Source organism: Castellaniella hirudinis (assembly GCF_047468865.1).
Lineage (GTDB): Bacteria > Pseudomonadota > Gammaproteobacteria > Burkholderiales > Burkholderiaceae_B > Castellaniella > Castellaniella hirudinis_A.
Map to the genome: position 1 here is coordinate 1 of NZ_JBLGTV010000021.1, position 14,431 is coordinate 14,431.

General features: G+C 64.9%; 19 protein-coding genes and 1 riboswitch. Of the genes, 16 read left to right on the forward strand and 3 right to left on the reverse strand.

From position 1 onward, the window contains the following. The 7 genes from ACMHYJ_RS16105 to ACMHYJ_RS16135 form a co-directional block, all read left to right on the forward strand. Positions 1 to 537: replication initiator protein A (locus ACMHYJ_RS16105; protein WP_414247192.1), on the forward strand; the 537-nt coding region annotated here is incomplete at its 5' end. A gap of 265 nt (positions 538 to 802) precedes the next feature. Beyond that, positions 803 to 1,441 carry a ParA family partition ATPase gene (gene parA, locus ACMHYJ_RS16110; RefSeq protein WP_414247193.1) on the forward strand — a complete coding sequence of 213 codons (639 nt, stop codon included), beginning with the start codon at positions 803 to 805 and terminating at the stop codon, positions 1,439 to 1,441. Continuing rightward, positions 1,438 to 1,710 carry a chromosome partitioning protein ParB gene (locus ACMHYJ_RS16115; protein ID WP_414247194.1) on the forward strand — a complete coding sequence of 91 codons (273 nt, stop codon included), beginning with the start codon at positions 1,438 to 1,440 and terminating at the stop codon, positions 1,708 to 1,710. The genes parA and ACMHYJ_RS16115 overlap by 4 nt, the downstream gene beginning before the upstream one ends. Then, positions 1,707 to 2,252: a DUF2840 domain-containing protein gene (locus ACMHYJ_RS16120; RefSeq protein ID WP_414247195.1), complete on the forward strand. Its 546-nt coding sequence runs from the start codon at positions 1,707 to 1,709 to the stop codon at positions 2,250 to 2,252. Before ACMHYJ_RS16115 ends, ACMHYJ_RS16120 begins: the two co-directional genes overlap by 4 nt. Further along, positions 2,249 to 2,860, forward strand: a complete 612-nt coding sequence (locus ACMHYJ_RS16125; protein WP_414247196.1) for a S26 family signal peptidase — start codon at positions 2,249 to 2,251, stop codon at positions 2,858 to 2,860. Before ACMHYJ_RS16120 ends, ACMHYJ_RS16125 begins: the two co-directional genes overlap by 4 nt. Continuing rightward, on the forward strand, positions 2,857 to 3,300 hold the full coding sequence (locus tag ACMHYJ_RS16130) for a hypothetical protein (RefSeq protein ID WP_414247197.1): 444 nt from the start codon (positions 2,857 to 2,859) through the stop codon (positions 3,298 to 3,300). The genes ACMHYJ_RS16125 and ACMHYJ_RS16130 overlap by 4 nt, the downstream gene beginning before the upstream one ends. After that, entirely contained in the window at positions 3,297 to 5,279 is a 1,983-nt protein-coding gene (locus ACMHYJ_RS16135) for a relaxase/mobilization nuclease domain-containing protein (RefSeq protein WP_414247198.1), read from the forward strand. Before ACMHYJ_RS16130 ends, ACMHYJ_RS16135 begins: the two co-directional genes overlap by 4 nt. Before the next feature lie 38 nt (positions 5,280 to 5,317). Here ACMHYJ_RS16135 and ACMHYJ_RS16140 read toward each other — a convergent pair whose 3' ends face one another. From ACMHYJ_RS16140 to ACMHYJ_RS16150, 3 genes are all read right to left on the reverse strand, one after another. Then, the gene (locus tag ACMHYJ_RS16140; protein ID WP_414247199.1) at positions 5,318 to 6,574 is read right to left on the reverse strand and encodes an MFS transporter; all 1,257 of its coding nucleotides are present in this window, start codon (positions 6,572 to 6,574) and stop codon (positions 5,318 to 5,320) included. Between the two features lie 78 nt (positions 6,575 to 6,652). Beyond that, on the reverse strand, positions 6,653 to 7,462 hold the full coding sequence (locus ACMHYJ_RS16145; protein WP_414247200.1) for an endonuclease/exonuclease/phosphatase family protein: 810 nt from the start codon (positions 7,460 to 7,462) through the stop codon (positions 6,653 to 6,655). Between the two features lie 14 nt (positions 7,463 to 7,476). Beyond that, complete coding sequence (locus tag ACMHYJ_RS16150; RefSeq protein WP_414247201.1) at positions 7,477 to 8,019, reverse strand: Chromate resistance protein ChrB; 543 nt, start codon at positions 8,017 to 8,019, stop codon at positions 7,477 to 7,479. A gap of 118 nt (positions 8,020 to 8,137) precedes the next feature. Beyond that, positions 8,138 to 8,210: riboswitch (Fluoride riboswitch) on the forward strand. 83 nt (positions 8,211 to 8,293) lie between these two features. Here ACMHYJ_RS16150 and ACMHYJ_RS16155 point away from each other — a divergent pair. The 9 genes from ACMHYJ_RS16155 to ACMHYJ_RS16195 all read left to right on the forward strand — a co-directional run bounded on the left by ACMHYJ_RS16155 (position 8,294) and on the right by ACMHYJ_RS16195 (position 14,342). Further along, positions 8,294 to 9,661: a voltage-gated chloride channel family protein gene (locus ACMHYJ_RS16155; RefSeq protein WP_414247202.1), complete on the forward strand. Its 1,368-nt coding sequence runs from the start codon at positions 8,294 to 8,296 to the stop codon at positions 9,659 to 9,661. Further along, a complete protein-coding gene (locus tag ACMHYJ_RS16160; protein ID WP_414247203.1) occupies positions 9,661 to 10,071 on the forward strand; it encodes a hypothetical protein in 411 nt (136 codons plus the stop codon). Before ACMHYJ_RS16155 ends, ACMHYJ_RS16160 begins: the two co-directional genes overlap by 1 nt. A 2-nt stretch (positions 10,072 to 10,073) precedes the next feature. Then, positions 10,074 to 10,463 (forward strand): fluoride efflux transporter CrcB, encoded by a 390-nt coding sequence (crcB, locus tag ACMHYJ_RS16165; RefSeq protein WP_175146535.1) that lies wholly within the window; start codon positions 10,074 to 10,076, stop codon positions 10,461 to 10,463. 14 nt (positions 10,464 to 10,477) lie between these two features. Beyond that, a complete protein-coding gene (locus tag ACMHYJ_RS16170; RefSeq protein ID WP_175146534.1) occupies positions 10,478 to 10,801 on the forward strand; it encodes a DUF190 domain-containing protein in 324 nt (107 codons plus the stop codon). Positions 10,802 to 10,850: 49 nt separating this feature from the next. Then, positions 10,851 to 11,135 carry a hypothetical protein gene (locus ACMHYJ_RS16175; protein ID WP_414247205.1) on the forward strand — a complete coding sequence of 95 codons (285 nt, stop codon included), beginning with the start codon at positions 10,851 to 10,853 and terminating at the stop codon, positions 11,133 to 11,135. 81 nt (positions 11,136 to 11,216) lie between these two features. Further along, positions 11,217 to 12,500 carry a phosphopyruvate hydratase gene (gene eno / locus ACMHYJ_RS16180; protein WP_414247206.1) on the forward strand — a complete coding sequence of 428 codons (1,284 nt, stop codon included), beginning with the start codon at positions 11,217 to 11,219 and terminating at the stop codon, positions 12,498 to 12,500. 29 nt (positions 12,501 to 12,529) lie between these two features. Continuing rightward, on the forward strand, positions 12,530 to 13,153 hold the full coding sequence (locus tag ACMHYJ_RS16185) for a histidine phosphatase family protein (RefSeq protein WP_414247207.1): 624 nt from the start codon (positions 12,530 to 12,532) through the stop codon (positions 13,151 to 13,153). Positions 13,154 to 13,188: 35 nt separating this feature from the next. Then, positions 13,189 to 14,094 carry a LysR family transcriptional regulator gene (locus tag ACMHYJ_RS16190; RefSeq protein WP_414247208.1) on the forward strand — a complete coding sequence of 302 codons (906 nt, stop codon included), beginning with the start codon at positions 13,189 to 13,191 and terminating at the stop codon, positions 14,092 to 14,094. Between the two features lie 23 nt (positions 14,095 to 14,117). After that, positions 14,118 to 14,342 carry an EexN family lipoprotein gene (locus ACMHYJ_RS16195; protein WP_175146529.1) on the forward strand — a complete coding sequence of 75 codons (225 nt, stop codon included), beginning with the start codon at positions 14,118 to 14,120 and terminating at the stop codon, positions 14,340 to 14,342. Positions 14,343 to 14,431: the final 89 nt, after the last annotated feature.

The window sequence follows — 14,431 nt, forward strand, 5'->3', positions numbered from 1 at the left end:
TACGAGATCCTGCGCTTCATCGGGCGCAGCACGTCGCTCAACGACTACCAGCGCCTGAAAGCGGCGCTCGACCGGCTGCAATCGACCAGCATTGCCACGTCCATCCGCGAGACGACCGGCCGGCGGCTGCACCGTTTCTCGTGGATCAACGAGTGGCGCGAGCTGGCCGACGCCAGCGGTACGCCGCTGGGCATCGAACTGATCCTGCCGGACTGGTTCTATGCCGGCGTGCTCGATGCCGCGCTGGTGCTGACCATCGACCCGGCCTATTTCCGCTTGAAGGGCGGCATCGAACGGTGGCTGTACCGCCTGGTGCGCAAGCACGGCGGGCGGCAGGAACACGGCTGGCAATTCGACTTCAAGCACCTGCACCGCAAGTCGGGCAGCGCGGCGCGCTTCTCGGACTTCGCCTACGACCTGCGCGCCCTCGTGGCGCGGCAGTCGCTGCCCGGCTACGTCCTGGGCATCGAGCGAATGCCGGACGACGGGCAAGAACTGCTGACCTTCCGGCCCGTGCTGCATACGGCACGGGGATAACTGCGGGAAAAGGTGTGGACGGCCTCGTGCTATCAGGAGTACCGGGTATCGTGCTATCGGGAGTACGCCTATCGTGCTATCAGGAGTACGAAAACGCCGGAAAGCCAATAACGGCGCGGGTTTGCGCTCCCTCTAACTTCCCTAACAAGAAATACATAACTTTTAGTAGAAGCGCGCCGTTTCGGTGGACAACCACCCAACGGCACGGCGAACAGCGTTTTGCACGACAGGCAAAGCCCGGCTTTCCAGCAGGGAGGGCCGCGCCATGATCCTCGCTCTGCTCAACCAGAAAGGCGGTGTCGGCAAGACGACGCTAGCCACCCACATCGCGGGCGAATTGGCGCTGCGCGGCCAGCATGTCGTCCTGCTCGATGCCGACCCGCAGGGTTCCTCGCTGGACTGGACGCAGCGCCGCAGCCAGCAAGGCTTGCCACGGCTGTTCAGCGCCGTGGGCCTGGCCCGCGAAACGCTGCATCAGGAAGCGCCAGAACTCGCTAGGCGGGCCGATCACGTCATCATTGACGGCCCGCCGCGCATCGCCGCCTTGGCGCGCTCCGCGCTGCTGGCGACCGAGCGCGTACTGATCCCGGTGCAGCCCAGCCCCTACGACCTTTGGGCCAGCTCGGAAATGGTTTCGCTGATCCGCGAGGCACAGGTATTCCGGCCTGCGCTGCGCGCGGCCTTCGTCATCAACCGGCGCGTCAGCACCACCATCATCGGCCGCGAAGCGCGGCAATCGCTGGCTGAACAGCCGCTGCCCGCGCTGCGCTCGGAAGTGCATCAGCGCATCGTGTTCGCCGACAGCGTGGCCGCTGGCCGGCTCGCACGCGAGACAGCGCCCGACAGCGCCGCCGCACGCGAAATCACCGCCCTGGTGGACGAACTGCTGCGGTGGCCGACATGACAGCAAAGCAGCCACCACGCGGTAAGCGCGTCGGCATCGGCGCACGTCCGCCCGCGAATCCGCACGCCGAGGCGTGGATTCGCCAGGGCGACGCCGATGCGCTGGGCAAAGGCGACCTCTACACCGCGCGCCTGACCCTCGACATCACACCCGCCATGCGGGCGCGCATCAAGGTGTCGGCCTTCACGCAGGGCGTGACCGTGGCCGACCTGCTGCGCGGTCTGCTGGAGCGAGAGTTTCCAGAATACCGCAGGGAGAACACACCATGACCGCATCCGCTTCGCCCGCTGCTGGCGCGGCCACGGCTGCACCGTCGCTGCATCCCGCGGTACTCGCCGGCCAGGCCGGCAACGTCCCGCTGACGCGCGTTTCGCTGGCCTACATCGAGGCCCGCTTCAAGCTCTACCTGCGCTTCGGCGAACCCGCGCGCACGCTCCAGCTCGACCGCTGGCGGCGCTGCGCGGTGTTCCTACCGGGCGCAATGCTCTGCCGCATCCGCTGGCAGGCGAATGACTACGGCACGATTCGCTGGCAGCTCATGGTGATGCAGGCTTGCACACCGCTGGACGCGGCGCAGCGCATCCCCGGCGTGCAGCCGGGCGCGCGCCTGCTGCTGCACGCCGAAGGCGATGCCAACGTGCGCGTCGTGCTGGAGCGCATCGACGCCATCGAGACGCTGGGCATCGCCGCCATCGACGTGTCGCCCGCGTACTGGCGCACGCTGGGCAACCGTCTTGCAGCGCGTTCGCCGCTGCCCGAATACACCGCCGAGCGGCACGCTGCTTGGATGGCCGGGAAGGTGCTGCCATGACTGCCCCGACCACCACGGCCAGCACACCCGCCGGTGCGCCACGTCCTCGCTCGCACCCGCGTTCACGTTTGCGCGCTCGCATCGTCGTGGCGACACTGGCCGCCATCGGCTTCGCTGCGCTGGCCTGGGCGTCTCTCGTGTCGCCGCTGCCGCGCCTGACCTACAACCCGTCCGACAGCGTGGCGGTCGGCTGGTATCGCATCGACCCGCTCGACCCGCGCACCGCCTCGCTGCCACGTCCCTTGTCCGTGGATAGCATCGTGCTGGTGCCGCTGCCGGCCACGGCTGCCACACTCGCTGCGCAGCGCGGCTACCTGCCGACGCGCGTGCCGCTGCTCAAACGTGTGGGCGCGGTGGCGCCGCAACACGTCTGCATCGTCGCCGGTCAGGTGCGCATCGACGGCGTGCCTTCGGCCGCCGTGCTGCCTGCTGATCGGCTGGGCCGGCCGCTGCCATCCTGGCCGCAATGCCGGCAGCTTCGCCCTGGCGAACTGTTCCTGCTCAGTGTGACCAATCCGGCGTCCTTCGACAGTCGGTATTTCGGCCCGGTCAGCGCATCCGCCGTGATCGGCGTTGCGCGCCCGATCTGGCTGGAGAAACGCCCATGATGGCCGCCGATTCGCTGCGCTTCGGCGTGCCATCGGGCATGTCGATCCGCTGGCTGCTGCCGTGTCGCCGCGCCTGCCGTGCCGGTGCATTCGCACCGCACGTCGCGCTGCATCCGGCGCAGCCGTCCAACGTGCAGGCGTCTTGCCTCGAACGCGCCCGGCCTACGGCCATCGCCGCGTTCGCCGGCGCGCTGGCTGCTCACGCAGCAGCGCCGCCGGGCCGCCGGTGCCTGGAGCGTCAGCGGAAGGCAACGGCGGAAGGCAAGACAAAAGGACGCGGCACCGGGCCGCGTCGAAAGCCAGTCTGCACGTGGGGTTGGCGCGGCACGGTGCAGCTTCGCCGCCGTGCCGCGTATGGCGCGAGGCCCGCGCCAATGCAGGCATGTCCGCGTGCTTCGCACGACAGGACACGCCAGAGCTTGCAAAGAGTGCAGCCATGAGCGACCGCCGCGACGACGATTTCCGCGTGCGCCCCAGCGCCCCGCAGAATCGGGGCAAGGGCCAAGGGCAGAGCTTCGTTTCCAAGGTGCTCAAGCAGGCGGGCAAGGCCAGTAGCGGCAAGTCCACGGTGCGCCGTCCGGCGTCGGCGCGTGGCACCGCCCAACGCCCCGGCTCGCGCCTGGGCCGCGGCCATACGGCGGCGCGCTTCGCGGGCGCGAAGCTGACGCCCATGTCCCGGCGCGTGACCATCAAAACCTTGCTGGTCAATCACCAACGGGCCAGCCCGCAATCGCTCGCCAAGCACCTGCGCTACATCGAACGTGATGGCGTGGGACGCGACGGCGAGCCGGGCCAAGCCTACGGGCCGCAGACAGACGTGGCCGACCTCGACGCCTTCAAGGAACGCTGCGCCGACGACCGGCACCATTTCCGCTTCATCCTGTCCCCCGAGGACGGCGCGGAGTTGGAAGACCTGCGCACCTACACGCGGCACCTCATGGGCCGCATGGAGGCCGACCTGGGCACCGGCCTTGATTGGGTGGCCGTGAACCACTGGAACACCGACAACCCGCACACCCACATCGTCGTGCGCGGGCGCGACGACACCGGCAAAGACCTCATCATCGCGGGCGACTACATCGCCGATGGCTTCCGCCACCGCGCCGCCGAACTGGCGACCGAGTGGCTGGGGCCACGCACTGAGCTGGAGATCCAGCAGACCTTGCAGCGCGAGGTGGAGCAAGAGCGGTGGACGAGCCTGGATCGCACGTTGAAGCGCGAGGCCGGCGACGATGGCCTGGTGCATGTCGAACAGCTCAACGAACCTCGCTTGCAGCGCCAACGCCTGCTGCTGATCGGCCGCCTGCAACGCTTGCAGCGCCTGGGCCTGGCCGACGAGACGCAGCCGGGCACCTGGGCCGTCCATGCGGATGCGGAAAAGACCTTGCGCGCCCTGGGCGAGCGTGGCGACATCATCCGCACCATGCAGCGGGCCATGCGCGGCGAGCCGCGCGAGCTGGCGGTGTTCGAGCCGGGGGACGATGGCCGAACCATCCTCGGGCGCGTGGCCGCGAAAGGACTGGCCGACGAGCTGCGCGACCGAGGCTATCTGGTCATCGACGGCGTGGACGGCAAGGCCCATTACGTCGCGCTCAACGCCCGCGACGAGCTGGCGAACTACCCCGCCGGGGCCGTGGTGGAGGTGAAGGGATCGGCCGACGTGCGCGCGGCCGACAGGAACATCGCCGCGCTGGCGAGCGATGGCCTGTACCGCACCGACCACCACCTAGCGGTGGCGCAGGGGCAGGCCGTACCGGGCCGCGACCCGCAGGAGGTCGTGGCCGCCCACGTCCGCAGGCTGGAAGCCCTGCGCCGGGCCCGCATCGTGGAGCGCGTGGCCGAAGGGCTGTGGAAGGTGCCGGGCGACCTGCCCGAGCAGGGGCGCCGCTACGACGCGCAGCGTCTCGGCGGTGTGGCGGTCGAACTGAAATCGCACCTGCCCATCGAGCGGCAGGCGCGCGTGATCGGGGCCACCTGGCTCGACCAGCAGTTGATCGGCGGCGGCTCGGGCCTGGGCGACCTGGGCTTTGGCGGCGAGGCCAAGCAGGCGATGCAGCAGCGCGCCGACTTCCTCGCCGAGCAGGGGCTGGCCGAGCGGCGCGGACAGCGCGTGATCCTCGCGCGCAATCTGCTGGGCACGCTGCGCAATCGGGAACTGGCACAGGCCGCGAAGGACATTGCTGCCGATACCGGCCTGGAACATCACCCGGTGGCCGACGGCCAGCGCGTGGCCGGCATCTATCGCCGCAGCGTCATGCTCGCCAGCGGGCGCTACGCGATGCTCGATGACGGCATGGGCTTCTCGCTGGTGCCGTGGCGGCCGGTGATCGAGCAGCGGCTGGGCCAGCAGCTTGCCGCCACGGTGCGCAGCGGTGGCGTGTCCTGGGAGGTAGGACGACAGCGCGGGCCATCAATTTGATGATGCTGGTCTGCTGGCCGTTTGCCCATCCAAAACTGCTACCGGGTCAGTCGCCGCAAAGCAATCGTGCCAACCGCCATCAAGGCAGCAGCGAGGGCAAAGCCCAGCACAGGCGACACCGCCGTCCAGAGCAAGCCGACCGTGGCACTGGATAGGAACTTCGCGCCGCCGTTGACCGTGCCCAGCGCGCCATAGCTCAAAGCCAGCTTGTCCGGCTCCACCATTTCAGCGGTGACGGTCGATTCGAGGGCTTCCTGAACCGCGACGTACAGCCCGGCGATGAAGAAAAGGCCGGCGAGCAACGGCACACTGTCTGTCCTGAACCAGAACGCGAGAGCGGTCAGCACGGCCGTCAAGGTGCCAAGCACATACCCCGAGATCAGCACCGACGCATGGCCGATGCGGTCGGCCAGCAAGCCGATTGGATAGGACGTTATGACCTGGACGACATTGCGCCAGACATAGAGCAGCCCGGCGACCTGCGCGGCCTTGACCACGCCCAGCTTCGGGGTCAGCAGCGTAGTGGCGGCCAGAATCAGCAGGCTGTGCGAGAAGTCGCCGACGCCGAAGATGCCCACCGCGCCGAGATACCGCTTGAACCGCGCGGGCAGACCGCGCAATGTGCTGAAAAACTTCAACGCCGGATTGGGTGAGTGTTGCGGGTCTTGCACCAGCGTCAAGAAGGCCAGCACAGCCAGCGCGCCAGGGATCACGGACAACCACAGCACAAGGCGGAACGGCCCTGCCGTGCTGTCCCAATGCAACCCTTGCGCCCAACCCAGCAACGCCACGCCCAGCAGCGGGCCGGCGACTGCGCCCACGGTGTCCGCGGCCCGGTGAAAGCCGAAAGCGCGCCCGCGTGTCTCCGGCGATACTGCCTGGATCACGATGGCGTCGCGCAGCGGCCCGCGCAGCCCTTTACCGAACCACGACACACTGCGGCCGAGCAGGAGCAAGGGCCAGCCGGCTGCCAGCGCGATCAGCGCCTGGCCCACCGGCGTCAGGCCATAGCCCAGCAGAACTAGCAGCTTGCGGTGGCCGAGCTTGTCGGCGATGTAACCCGAAACCATCTTGGTGAAGGCCGCGACCGCATCGGCGATCCCTTCGATGATGCCCAGCACCGCCGCCGGGATACCCAGCACGGCCAGGAAGCCCGGCAGGATGACGGTCGTGGTTTCGTAGCAGAAGTCACCCAGGGCGCTCGTGATGCCCGCTCCGGCGACGGTTCGATTGAGCCAGCCCTTCGCCGGCTCTTCCGTAGGGGCCGACAGGGCGGCCTCGGTAGGTTCGCTCATTTCGCTATTCCTTTCCGGCCGTGGCTTGAGGTTCAGCCGCTCGGCCAATGTGGGGAGGTACATGGCAGCACCATCGGTTCACGGCGTCAGATCGAACGTGGCGAGCACCGGGTAGTGATCGGACGCGGCATCGGTGAGCGCATTGCGGATGACCTGATAGCTGCGCGCCCTGGCGGCCAGCGCCTGCGAGGCCAGCAGGTAGTCGCAGCGCATCGTGGCGAACTCCACGTCGCGGTAGGCCGCCGTGGGCACGGTTGGCGTGGCGGCGGCATCCAGGCGGTGGCCAACATCAACCCAGCCCGCAGCTTCCAGATGTGCCAACACGCTGCGATCCAGCCCGTGCAGGTCGTCGGCCAGGTAGCGGGCGCGGTGATGCGGTGCGAGCGACGGCCAGTCCTGCGGGTCGGAGTCGTGCGGTGAGGCCGAATTGAAATCTCCGGTCACGAGCGTGAGCTTGTCCGGGGCCGCCTGCACGGCGAGATAGGCCGCCTCGCGCCGGCGCACGGCCGGCCCGTTGGGGCACAGGTGCGCGCTGATGAAGGTGACCGGATCGCTGCGGCCGGGCACGGCGACCTTGAGGGTCGCCAGCGCGTGGTGGAAGTGCGCGCCGTCCGCCTCGAAAGCCAGCGGTCGCAGCGGCTCGCGGATGAAGATGGCGACGTTCTGGCCGGTGCGCGGTGCGACGGCCAGGAAGCCGCGCATGCCGATCCGGTCTTCCGTGGCGTACAGCCAAGCCGCGCCATTGGTATCGAAGCCCTTGGCCTCCTGCATCAAGAACACATCGGGCCGTACCTGGTCGATGAGTTCAATTTGCGCCTGGGCGCGGGTGTCGTTCGCGCCATCGCGGCCGGCGAACAGGGTGTTGTAGGTCAGGACAGTCAGTTGCATGGGGACTCCTTGGGTCAGCGGTTTTCGTCGTGGGCCTCGAAGACGCGCTGTGCATAGGCGTCGAGCAACGCCTCGCAGTTCTGCAAACGCTGCTGCGCCTCGGCCGCACGGGTTGCGCCGTAGAAGTCGAGCTTGCGGATCTTCTCCAGCCAGGTCTGGAGCTTCTTGAGGTCAACGTCGTTCTCTTCGAGTTCGGCATAGGTGAAGTGGTTGGCGGCCGTCTCCTTGGCGATCTCGGCGTCGAAGTCGTCGCACTTGTCGATGAACTCGGCGTATTCCTCGTCGCGGTCGGCTTTGAAGCGGGCTACCACCTTGTCTTCCTGGGCCTTGTCCAAGGCGACGGTTTCCAGCAGCACCGAGTCGCTGGCCATCTCGTTGATCTCGTTTTCGATGATCTTGAGTCGGCGGGTGTGGTCGTCGGTCTTGGGCAGCAGGCAGACGCCGTTTTGCAAGTAGATGGCCCCCATGCCCTTGAGCTTGCGCCACAAGCCAATGCGCTTCTTCGCAGGTTCAGGAGGCACCTTGTAGGTGAGTAAGAGCCAGTTCTGTGTCTTCATGCGAACAAGTGTACTGCAACGACCGTAACATTTCAATCGTTCCATAAAGTCTTGTCGGATGTGCAATTAGCGTATTTGCTGTGATACGGCTAGACCGCGATGTGAAATTTGTGCATAATGCGCGCAGGGAGATGGCGTTCCTCCTACCCCAACCGCAGCCGTTCTAAGCTGCTGATGACGCCTACAGACACCTGACCTCGGTCGGGGCTGTAGGCGCTCGCGTTCACACCCCTTTTGCCCTTGGTCAGCCCGATGAAATTCGAGCGAATGACCAATGCGCAGATACCTCCGCCGTCCAGAACAAATCGAGCTGTTGCCTTATCTGGGCAAATGGCTCGTCATTGCCAGCGTTGTTGCCGCCCTGGCGGGCAGTGCCTCGGCCTTCTTTCTCCTGTCGCTGGATCGAGCCACCGAGTGGCGTGAAGCCCACCGCTGGATCATTTGGCTGCTGCCCTTGGCCGGCCTCGGCGTCGGGCTGATCTATCACCTGCTGGGCAAGGAGGTGGACGGCGGCAACAACCTCATCATTGACGAGATCCACGATCCCAAGAAGGTCGTGCCGCTGCGCATGGCACCGCTTGTCCTGGGCGGCACGGTCATTTCTCACCTGTTCGGCGCATCCGTCGGCCGCGAAGGGACGGCCGTGCAGATGAGCGGCGCGCTCGCCGATCAGCTCACCCATGTTTTCCGCTTGAAGCACGAGGATCGGCGCATCGTGCTGATGACGGGCGTGAGCGCCGGCTTTGCCGCCGTGTTCGGAACACCATTGGCCGGGGCCGTGTTCGGCCTGGAAGTGCTGGCGATTGGTCGCATGCGGTATGACGCGCTGTTTCCGTGCGTGGTCGCCGCCATCGTGGCAGATCAGGTGTGCCTTGCCTTTGGCGTTCACCATACGCACTACTCCATCCCCGAAATCGTGCCCATCGGCGCATGGAGCGTGCTGGCGGTTGTGTTGGCCGGCATCCTGTTCGGACTGGTGGGCGCAGTGTTCGCCACGGCCGCCCACAAGCTCGGTGCGCTGGTGAAGCGGCGAATCGCCTACGCACCCCTGCGCCCCTTCGTAGGCGGCGTGGTGATCGCCACCGCCGTGTGGGCGCTCGATGCCTACAACTACATCGGCCTGGGCATTCCCGACATCGTGCGCTCGTTCCAGGAGCCGATGCGGCCGTGGGATTTCCTCGGCAAGCTGGTGTTCACCGTTCTGTCGCTCGGGACTGGCTTCAAGGGCGGCGAAGTCACGCCGCTGTTCTACATCGGGGCCACGCTGGGCAATGCGCTGGCACCGCTGCTGCACTTGCCATTCCCCATGTTGGCGGGCATCGGCTTCGTAGCCGTATTCGCCGGCGCGGCCAATACGCCGATTGCCACGACGCTGATGGCGATGGAGTTGTTCGGGGCAGAGATCGGCCCGCTGGCCGCGATTGGGTGCATCACGGCCTACCTGTTCTCGGGACACACCGGCATCTACCACGCCCAGCGCGTGGGCCACAGCAAGCACAGCAAACACCGCAACGCCGTGCCCGAGGAACTGCGCATCGCTGACTTGGCGCACTTTCGCAAGCAAAAGACCGAGCCTGCCAAGGATGAATCGACGCCAAAGAGCAAGGCCGAAACACCCGTCACCCATAAGGAAAACGTCTGATGACCTCGAAAGCCAGCCAGCAGCACATCGCCGCCTTGCGGCTCTACTTTCCGATTTCCACCAAGGCCAAGGCGACGCGCTTCTGGCACCACCTCAGCGCGCCGGCGCTCGCGCACCACCTGTTGACGGTCGCCAAGAAGGCCAACATCGTGCAAGCCATGCTGCACCAGGTCAGTTCCGGCTACCTGCCCGGCGAACGGCTGTCGCATCACCATCCCGAGCTGACCGGCATGCGGCACCCGCAATGCCTGGAACTGCTGGACACCGAGCAGCGCTTGCGCGACTTCATGCACGCGCACGCCGAAGAGCTGCGCAAGGTGCATGCGGTTCTGTTCTTGTGCGAGTTGCCGCTGAGTCATAACCGGCTTGCGCATCCCACACACGCCTCACACGCAGGCAAGGCCGGTTAACGATGGCCGGCCTCTACGGAATCATCGCCATCAGCATCGGATCGGTTATCGGTGCTTTGACGCGCTACGGCTTGAGCCTGAGCATGAATGCGCTCGTGCCGGCCATTCCGATGGGCACCCTGGCCTCCAACCTCATCGCGGCCTACATCGTGGGCGCTGCTATCGCCTTCTTCGCCGCGATGCCGAACCTGTCGCCGGCATGGCGGCTGTTCGTCATCACGGGCCTGGCCGGCGGGCTGTCCACCTTCTCCACGTTCTCGGCCGAGCTGCTGACGCTGCTGCGCGATGGCCGCCTCGGCTGGTCGGCCGGCATGCTGGCTTTGCATGTGTGCGGCTCGCTCGCCATGACGGCGCTCGGCATGGTCACGATCTCTCTTGTTCGCCACCACTGATCTAAGGAGCTGCAATGAAAGGCTATCAACTCACGTTTTTTACGGAGCAAGACCGGCGGCACGGCCACACGCCCATCGGCGAGTGGCTGCTGAAACTTGCCAAGGACAACGGCGCTGCCGGCGGCACGCTGGTAGGCGGGGGAGATGGATTCGATCATCTCGGCCGCTTCCATTCCGCGCATTTTTTCGAGCTGGCCGACCAGCCGCTGGCGATCACTGTCTCGGTCGATGACGCAGCGTGCCAGCGGCTGATGGACGCGCTGGCGCAGGAAGAAATCAACCTGACCTACGTGAAGGTGCCTATCGAGTACGGGCGCGTGGGCAAGGCTGTGAAGTGAACCGGCACGCCCTGCCGGAAGTATCCCCCCAACCACAAGGAGACTCACCATGTTGACCGTTCGCAATCTCCGTCCTGAACCCACCGTGCATGACTGGTTCCGGGACAACGCACGCTTACTTGCCGCATTGGCAGTGTGGGCGGCGGCGCTGTTGTGGTTCGCGGGCCAAGGCCCGCGCTTGGTCGAATCCGCGTGGTACAGCGTCAGCTTCGTTGAGGGAGGTTTCATCTACGACCGCACGCCTGACGAGGCGTCCTGCCAGGCCCGCGTTGTGGACGGTTCCACTGCGTGCCTCACGGGTGCAGAGCTGGGGGCAAGCCAGTCCAGCGACTGAGCAAGATGTTCAACACGCCGGCGCGAACCCGAGGGGCGTGCCGTCGCATTTTTTCTGCCCTCTTTCGTATCGGAGTGATATATGGCGTCGGCCATCCAGACAGTACATGCCCGCGAAATCTTGGACTCACGCGGCAATCCCACCATCGAGGTCGATGTGCGGCTGACCGGCGGGGCGACCGGCCGCGCGGCCGTGCCATCAGGTGCTTCGACGGGAATCCATGAGGCCGTCGAGTTGCGCGACGGTGACCCGCAGCGCTTTGCTGGCAAAGGTGTAGGCAGGGCTGTCGGCCACGTCAATAAGGCCATTGCGGCCGTTTTGCATGGCCTGGACGCTCAAGATCAAGCAGGCATCGACCGTGCATTGATCGACTTCGACGGCACGCCGAACAAAGGCAGGCTCGGGGCCAATGCCATCCTGGGTGTGAGTCTGGCCGTGGCGCGGGCGGCCGCCCAAGCTGGCGGATTGCCGCTGTTTCGATACCTTGGCGGACCGCAGGCTTGCCGCATGCCGGTTCCGATGTTCAACGTCCTCAACGGCGGCGTGCATGCGAACTGGCAGGGCACGGATTTCCAAGAGTTCATGATCGCTCCCATTGGAGCATCCAGCTTCACCGAGGGCCTGCGCTGGGGCGCGGAAATCTATCACTGCCTGCGCACGACCCTGAAAGAGCGCGGCCATTCCACGGCGGTCGGCGATGAAGGTGGTTTTGCTCCGGCCTTGAATCGCAACAGTGACGCGGTGGAGCTGATTCTTGCGGCGATTCAAAGCGCGGGTTATGCGCCTGGTGAGGATGTGGTGATCGCGCTCGATCCTGCGTCGAGTGGCTTCTATGAGAACGGCCTTTACCACCTTCGCAGCGAGGGACGCAGCATCACCGCCGCTCAAATGGTGGGGCTGTATGCCGACTGGATCGCAAGGTATCCCATTGCTGTGCTGGAAGACGGTCTTGCGGAGGACGATTGGGATGGATGGAAGCTGCTGAACCAAGCTCTCGGAAGCAAGATCGAGCTGGTTGGTGATGACCTGTTCGTGACCAACGTCGCACGTATCGAGCGCGGCATTCGTGACGACGTGGCGAACGCAGTCCTCATCAAGCCCAACCAGGTCGGCACGCTCACCGAAACCCGCGCCGCTGTCGATGCGGCTTATCTGGCCGGCTGGGGCGCAATGGTGTCGCACCGCAGCGGTGAAACCGTGGACAGCTTCATCGCCGATCTCACTGTCGCGCTGGGAACCGGGCATCTGAAAACCGGCGCGCCTTGTCGTGGCGAGCGCGTTGAAAAGTACAACCAGCTCCTGCGCATCGAGGAAGAGCTAGGAGCTGCGGCCGTCTATGCAGGGAGCGGAGCGTTCGTCCGCTGACCAATTTTCAACCACCTGGAGCACATCTGATGACAACAACCATCGTCCTGACACGGCACGGCCATGTAGATTGGATCGCACCTGAACGCTTTCGTGGCCGCGCTGAGATTCCGCTGTCAGCTCTTGGAGAACGCCAAGCCGAGGCGCTAGGCCAGCGCGTCGCCCAGGGCTGGAAGCCCCACGCGATCTACACCAGTCCGCTATCGCGCTGTGTGCGCACCGGAGACGCCATTGCCCGCGCCACTGGTGCCCATGCCGAGCAACTTTCCAATTTGGCCGATACCCACTACGGGCAATGGCAGGGCCTAACGCACGACGAGGTACGAGCACGCTGGCCCGAAGAGCTACAGGTATGGTTTGACTCTCCCGACATGGCGGCCATCCCAGGCGGCGAAACATTGGCTGCTGTCTTGGCTCGTGGCGTCGAGGTACTGCAACACGTACTTCATCACCATCAAAATCAGACTGTTGTTCTTGTCGGCCACGACAGCATCAACCGGGTGATTCTTCTGCACAGCCTCGGATTGCCGTTGTTGCGCTACTGGCGCATCAAACAGGAGCCATGCTGCTTAAACGAACTCTCTGGTGAAGGCCAAACCTTCACTATTCACCGTATTAACGAAAGCCACCACCTAATGATGGTGAACGGATGAAGCGTCCGACGCGCCGGTAACGGGAGGCAACAGAAATGGAGATTCGACACCTGCGTTGCTTCCTGGCCGTCGCGGAAGAACTTCACTTCGCCCGCGCCGCCGAACGATTGCACATTGACCAGTCTCCGCTGTCCCGCACCATCAAAGAATTGGAGGAGGAACTTGGCGCTCACCTCTTCATCCGCACTACCCGCAGCACGCAACTAACTCGCGCTGGTCGGCTGTTCTTGGAGCATGTGCCACGCATCTTCGCTGCGTTGGATCAAGCGCGCGACAGCGTAAAATCTGCTGCCAACGGCTTTCATGGGCAGTTGCGAATTGCCCTGTCAGATGGAGTCACGCCTTCGCGCTTACCTGCCTTGTTGGCACGGTGCCGAGAAGAAGACCCCGAAGTAGAGATACGGCTATTTGAGGTGCCCTTGTCTCAACAGATCAAAGGTCTGCACAGCGATTTGTACGACGCGGGCTTTTCGATGGCAGATGACGTGGGGGACGGCATCTTGGTCGCTCCCGCTTGGGAAGACGAAGTAATGGTGGCAGTCCCAGCGCGTCATCCCGTGCTCGCCTACAGGCGAGTTCCGCTGGAGGAAGTATTGCGCTATCCGCTAGTGCTGGGCGATCCGGCGGCGTGTGAAGGGCACGCACGCCAAATAGATCGCATACTTCGCAAGCAAAAGCTGGAGCCGATGATCGTTCAGCATGTCACGTCTTACGACCTTATGATGACCTTCGTTTCTGCTGGAATCGCATTGGGCCTGGCAGGCGCTGCCCACATCACAGCCAGCAGAGACCCGGGTGTCATCGCGCGACCGCTGGCGGGTAAGCAGCCCTTGCTTACGACCTATCTGTTACGGCGCGACAAGGAGCCTTCGGAGATGCTGACTCGGTTCGTGGAACGAGTAGGCTGCATTGATGAAGCGGATACGACCGACGATTCATAACCGTCCATGAAAGGATTGGAGCTATGAACAAACTACTGCTGCTGCTAACCGCTACGTTGACTGCGTGCGGCCCGTCCCAGCCCTCAGAAAGCGTGGACTTCCTCGTAGCTCATCCTGATCGCATTAAGGAAATCCAGCGGCAATGCAAGGAGGATCGCGCCAACGTCGGCGACGAACTATGCGTGCGCGCGGCCGAGGCCGCTAAACGGCGCTTCTTCGGCAACCGTCCGGAGCAAAAGACCCAATAAATCTCTTGCAGTCGCGCCACTACGACGAAGTCCTGACTGTTACCTCTATACGCCGCAACGCTCTCGCGTTAGCGGCGTTTTTATTTTCC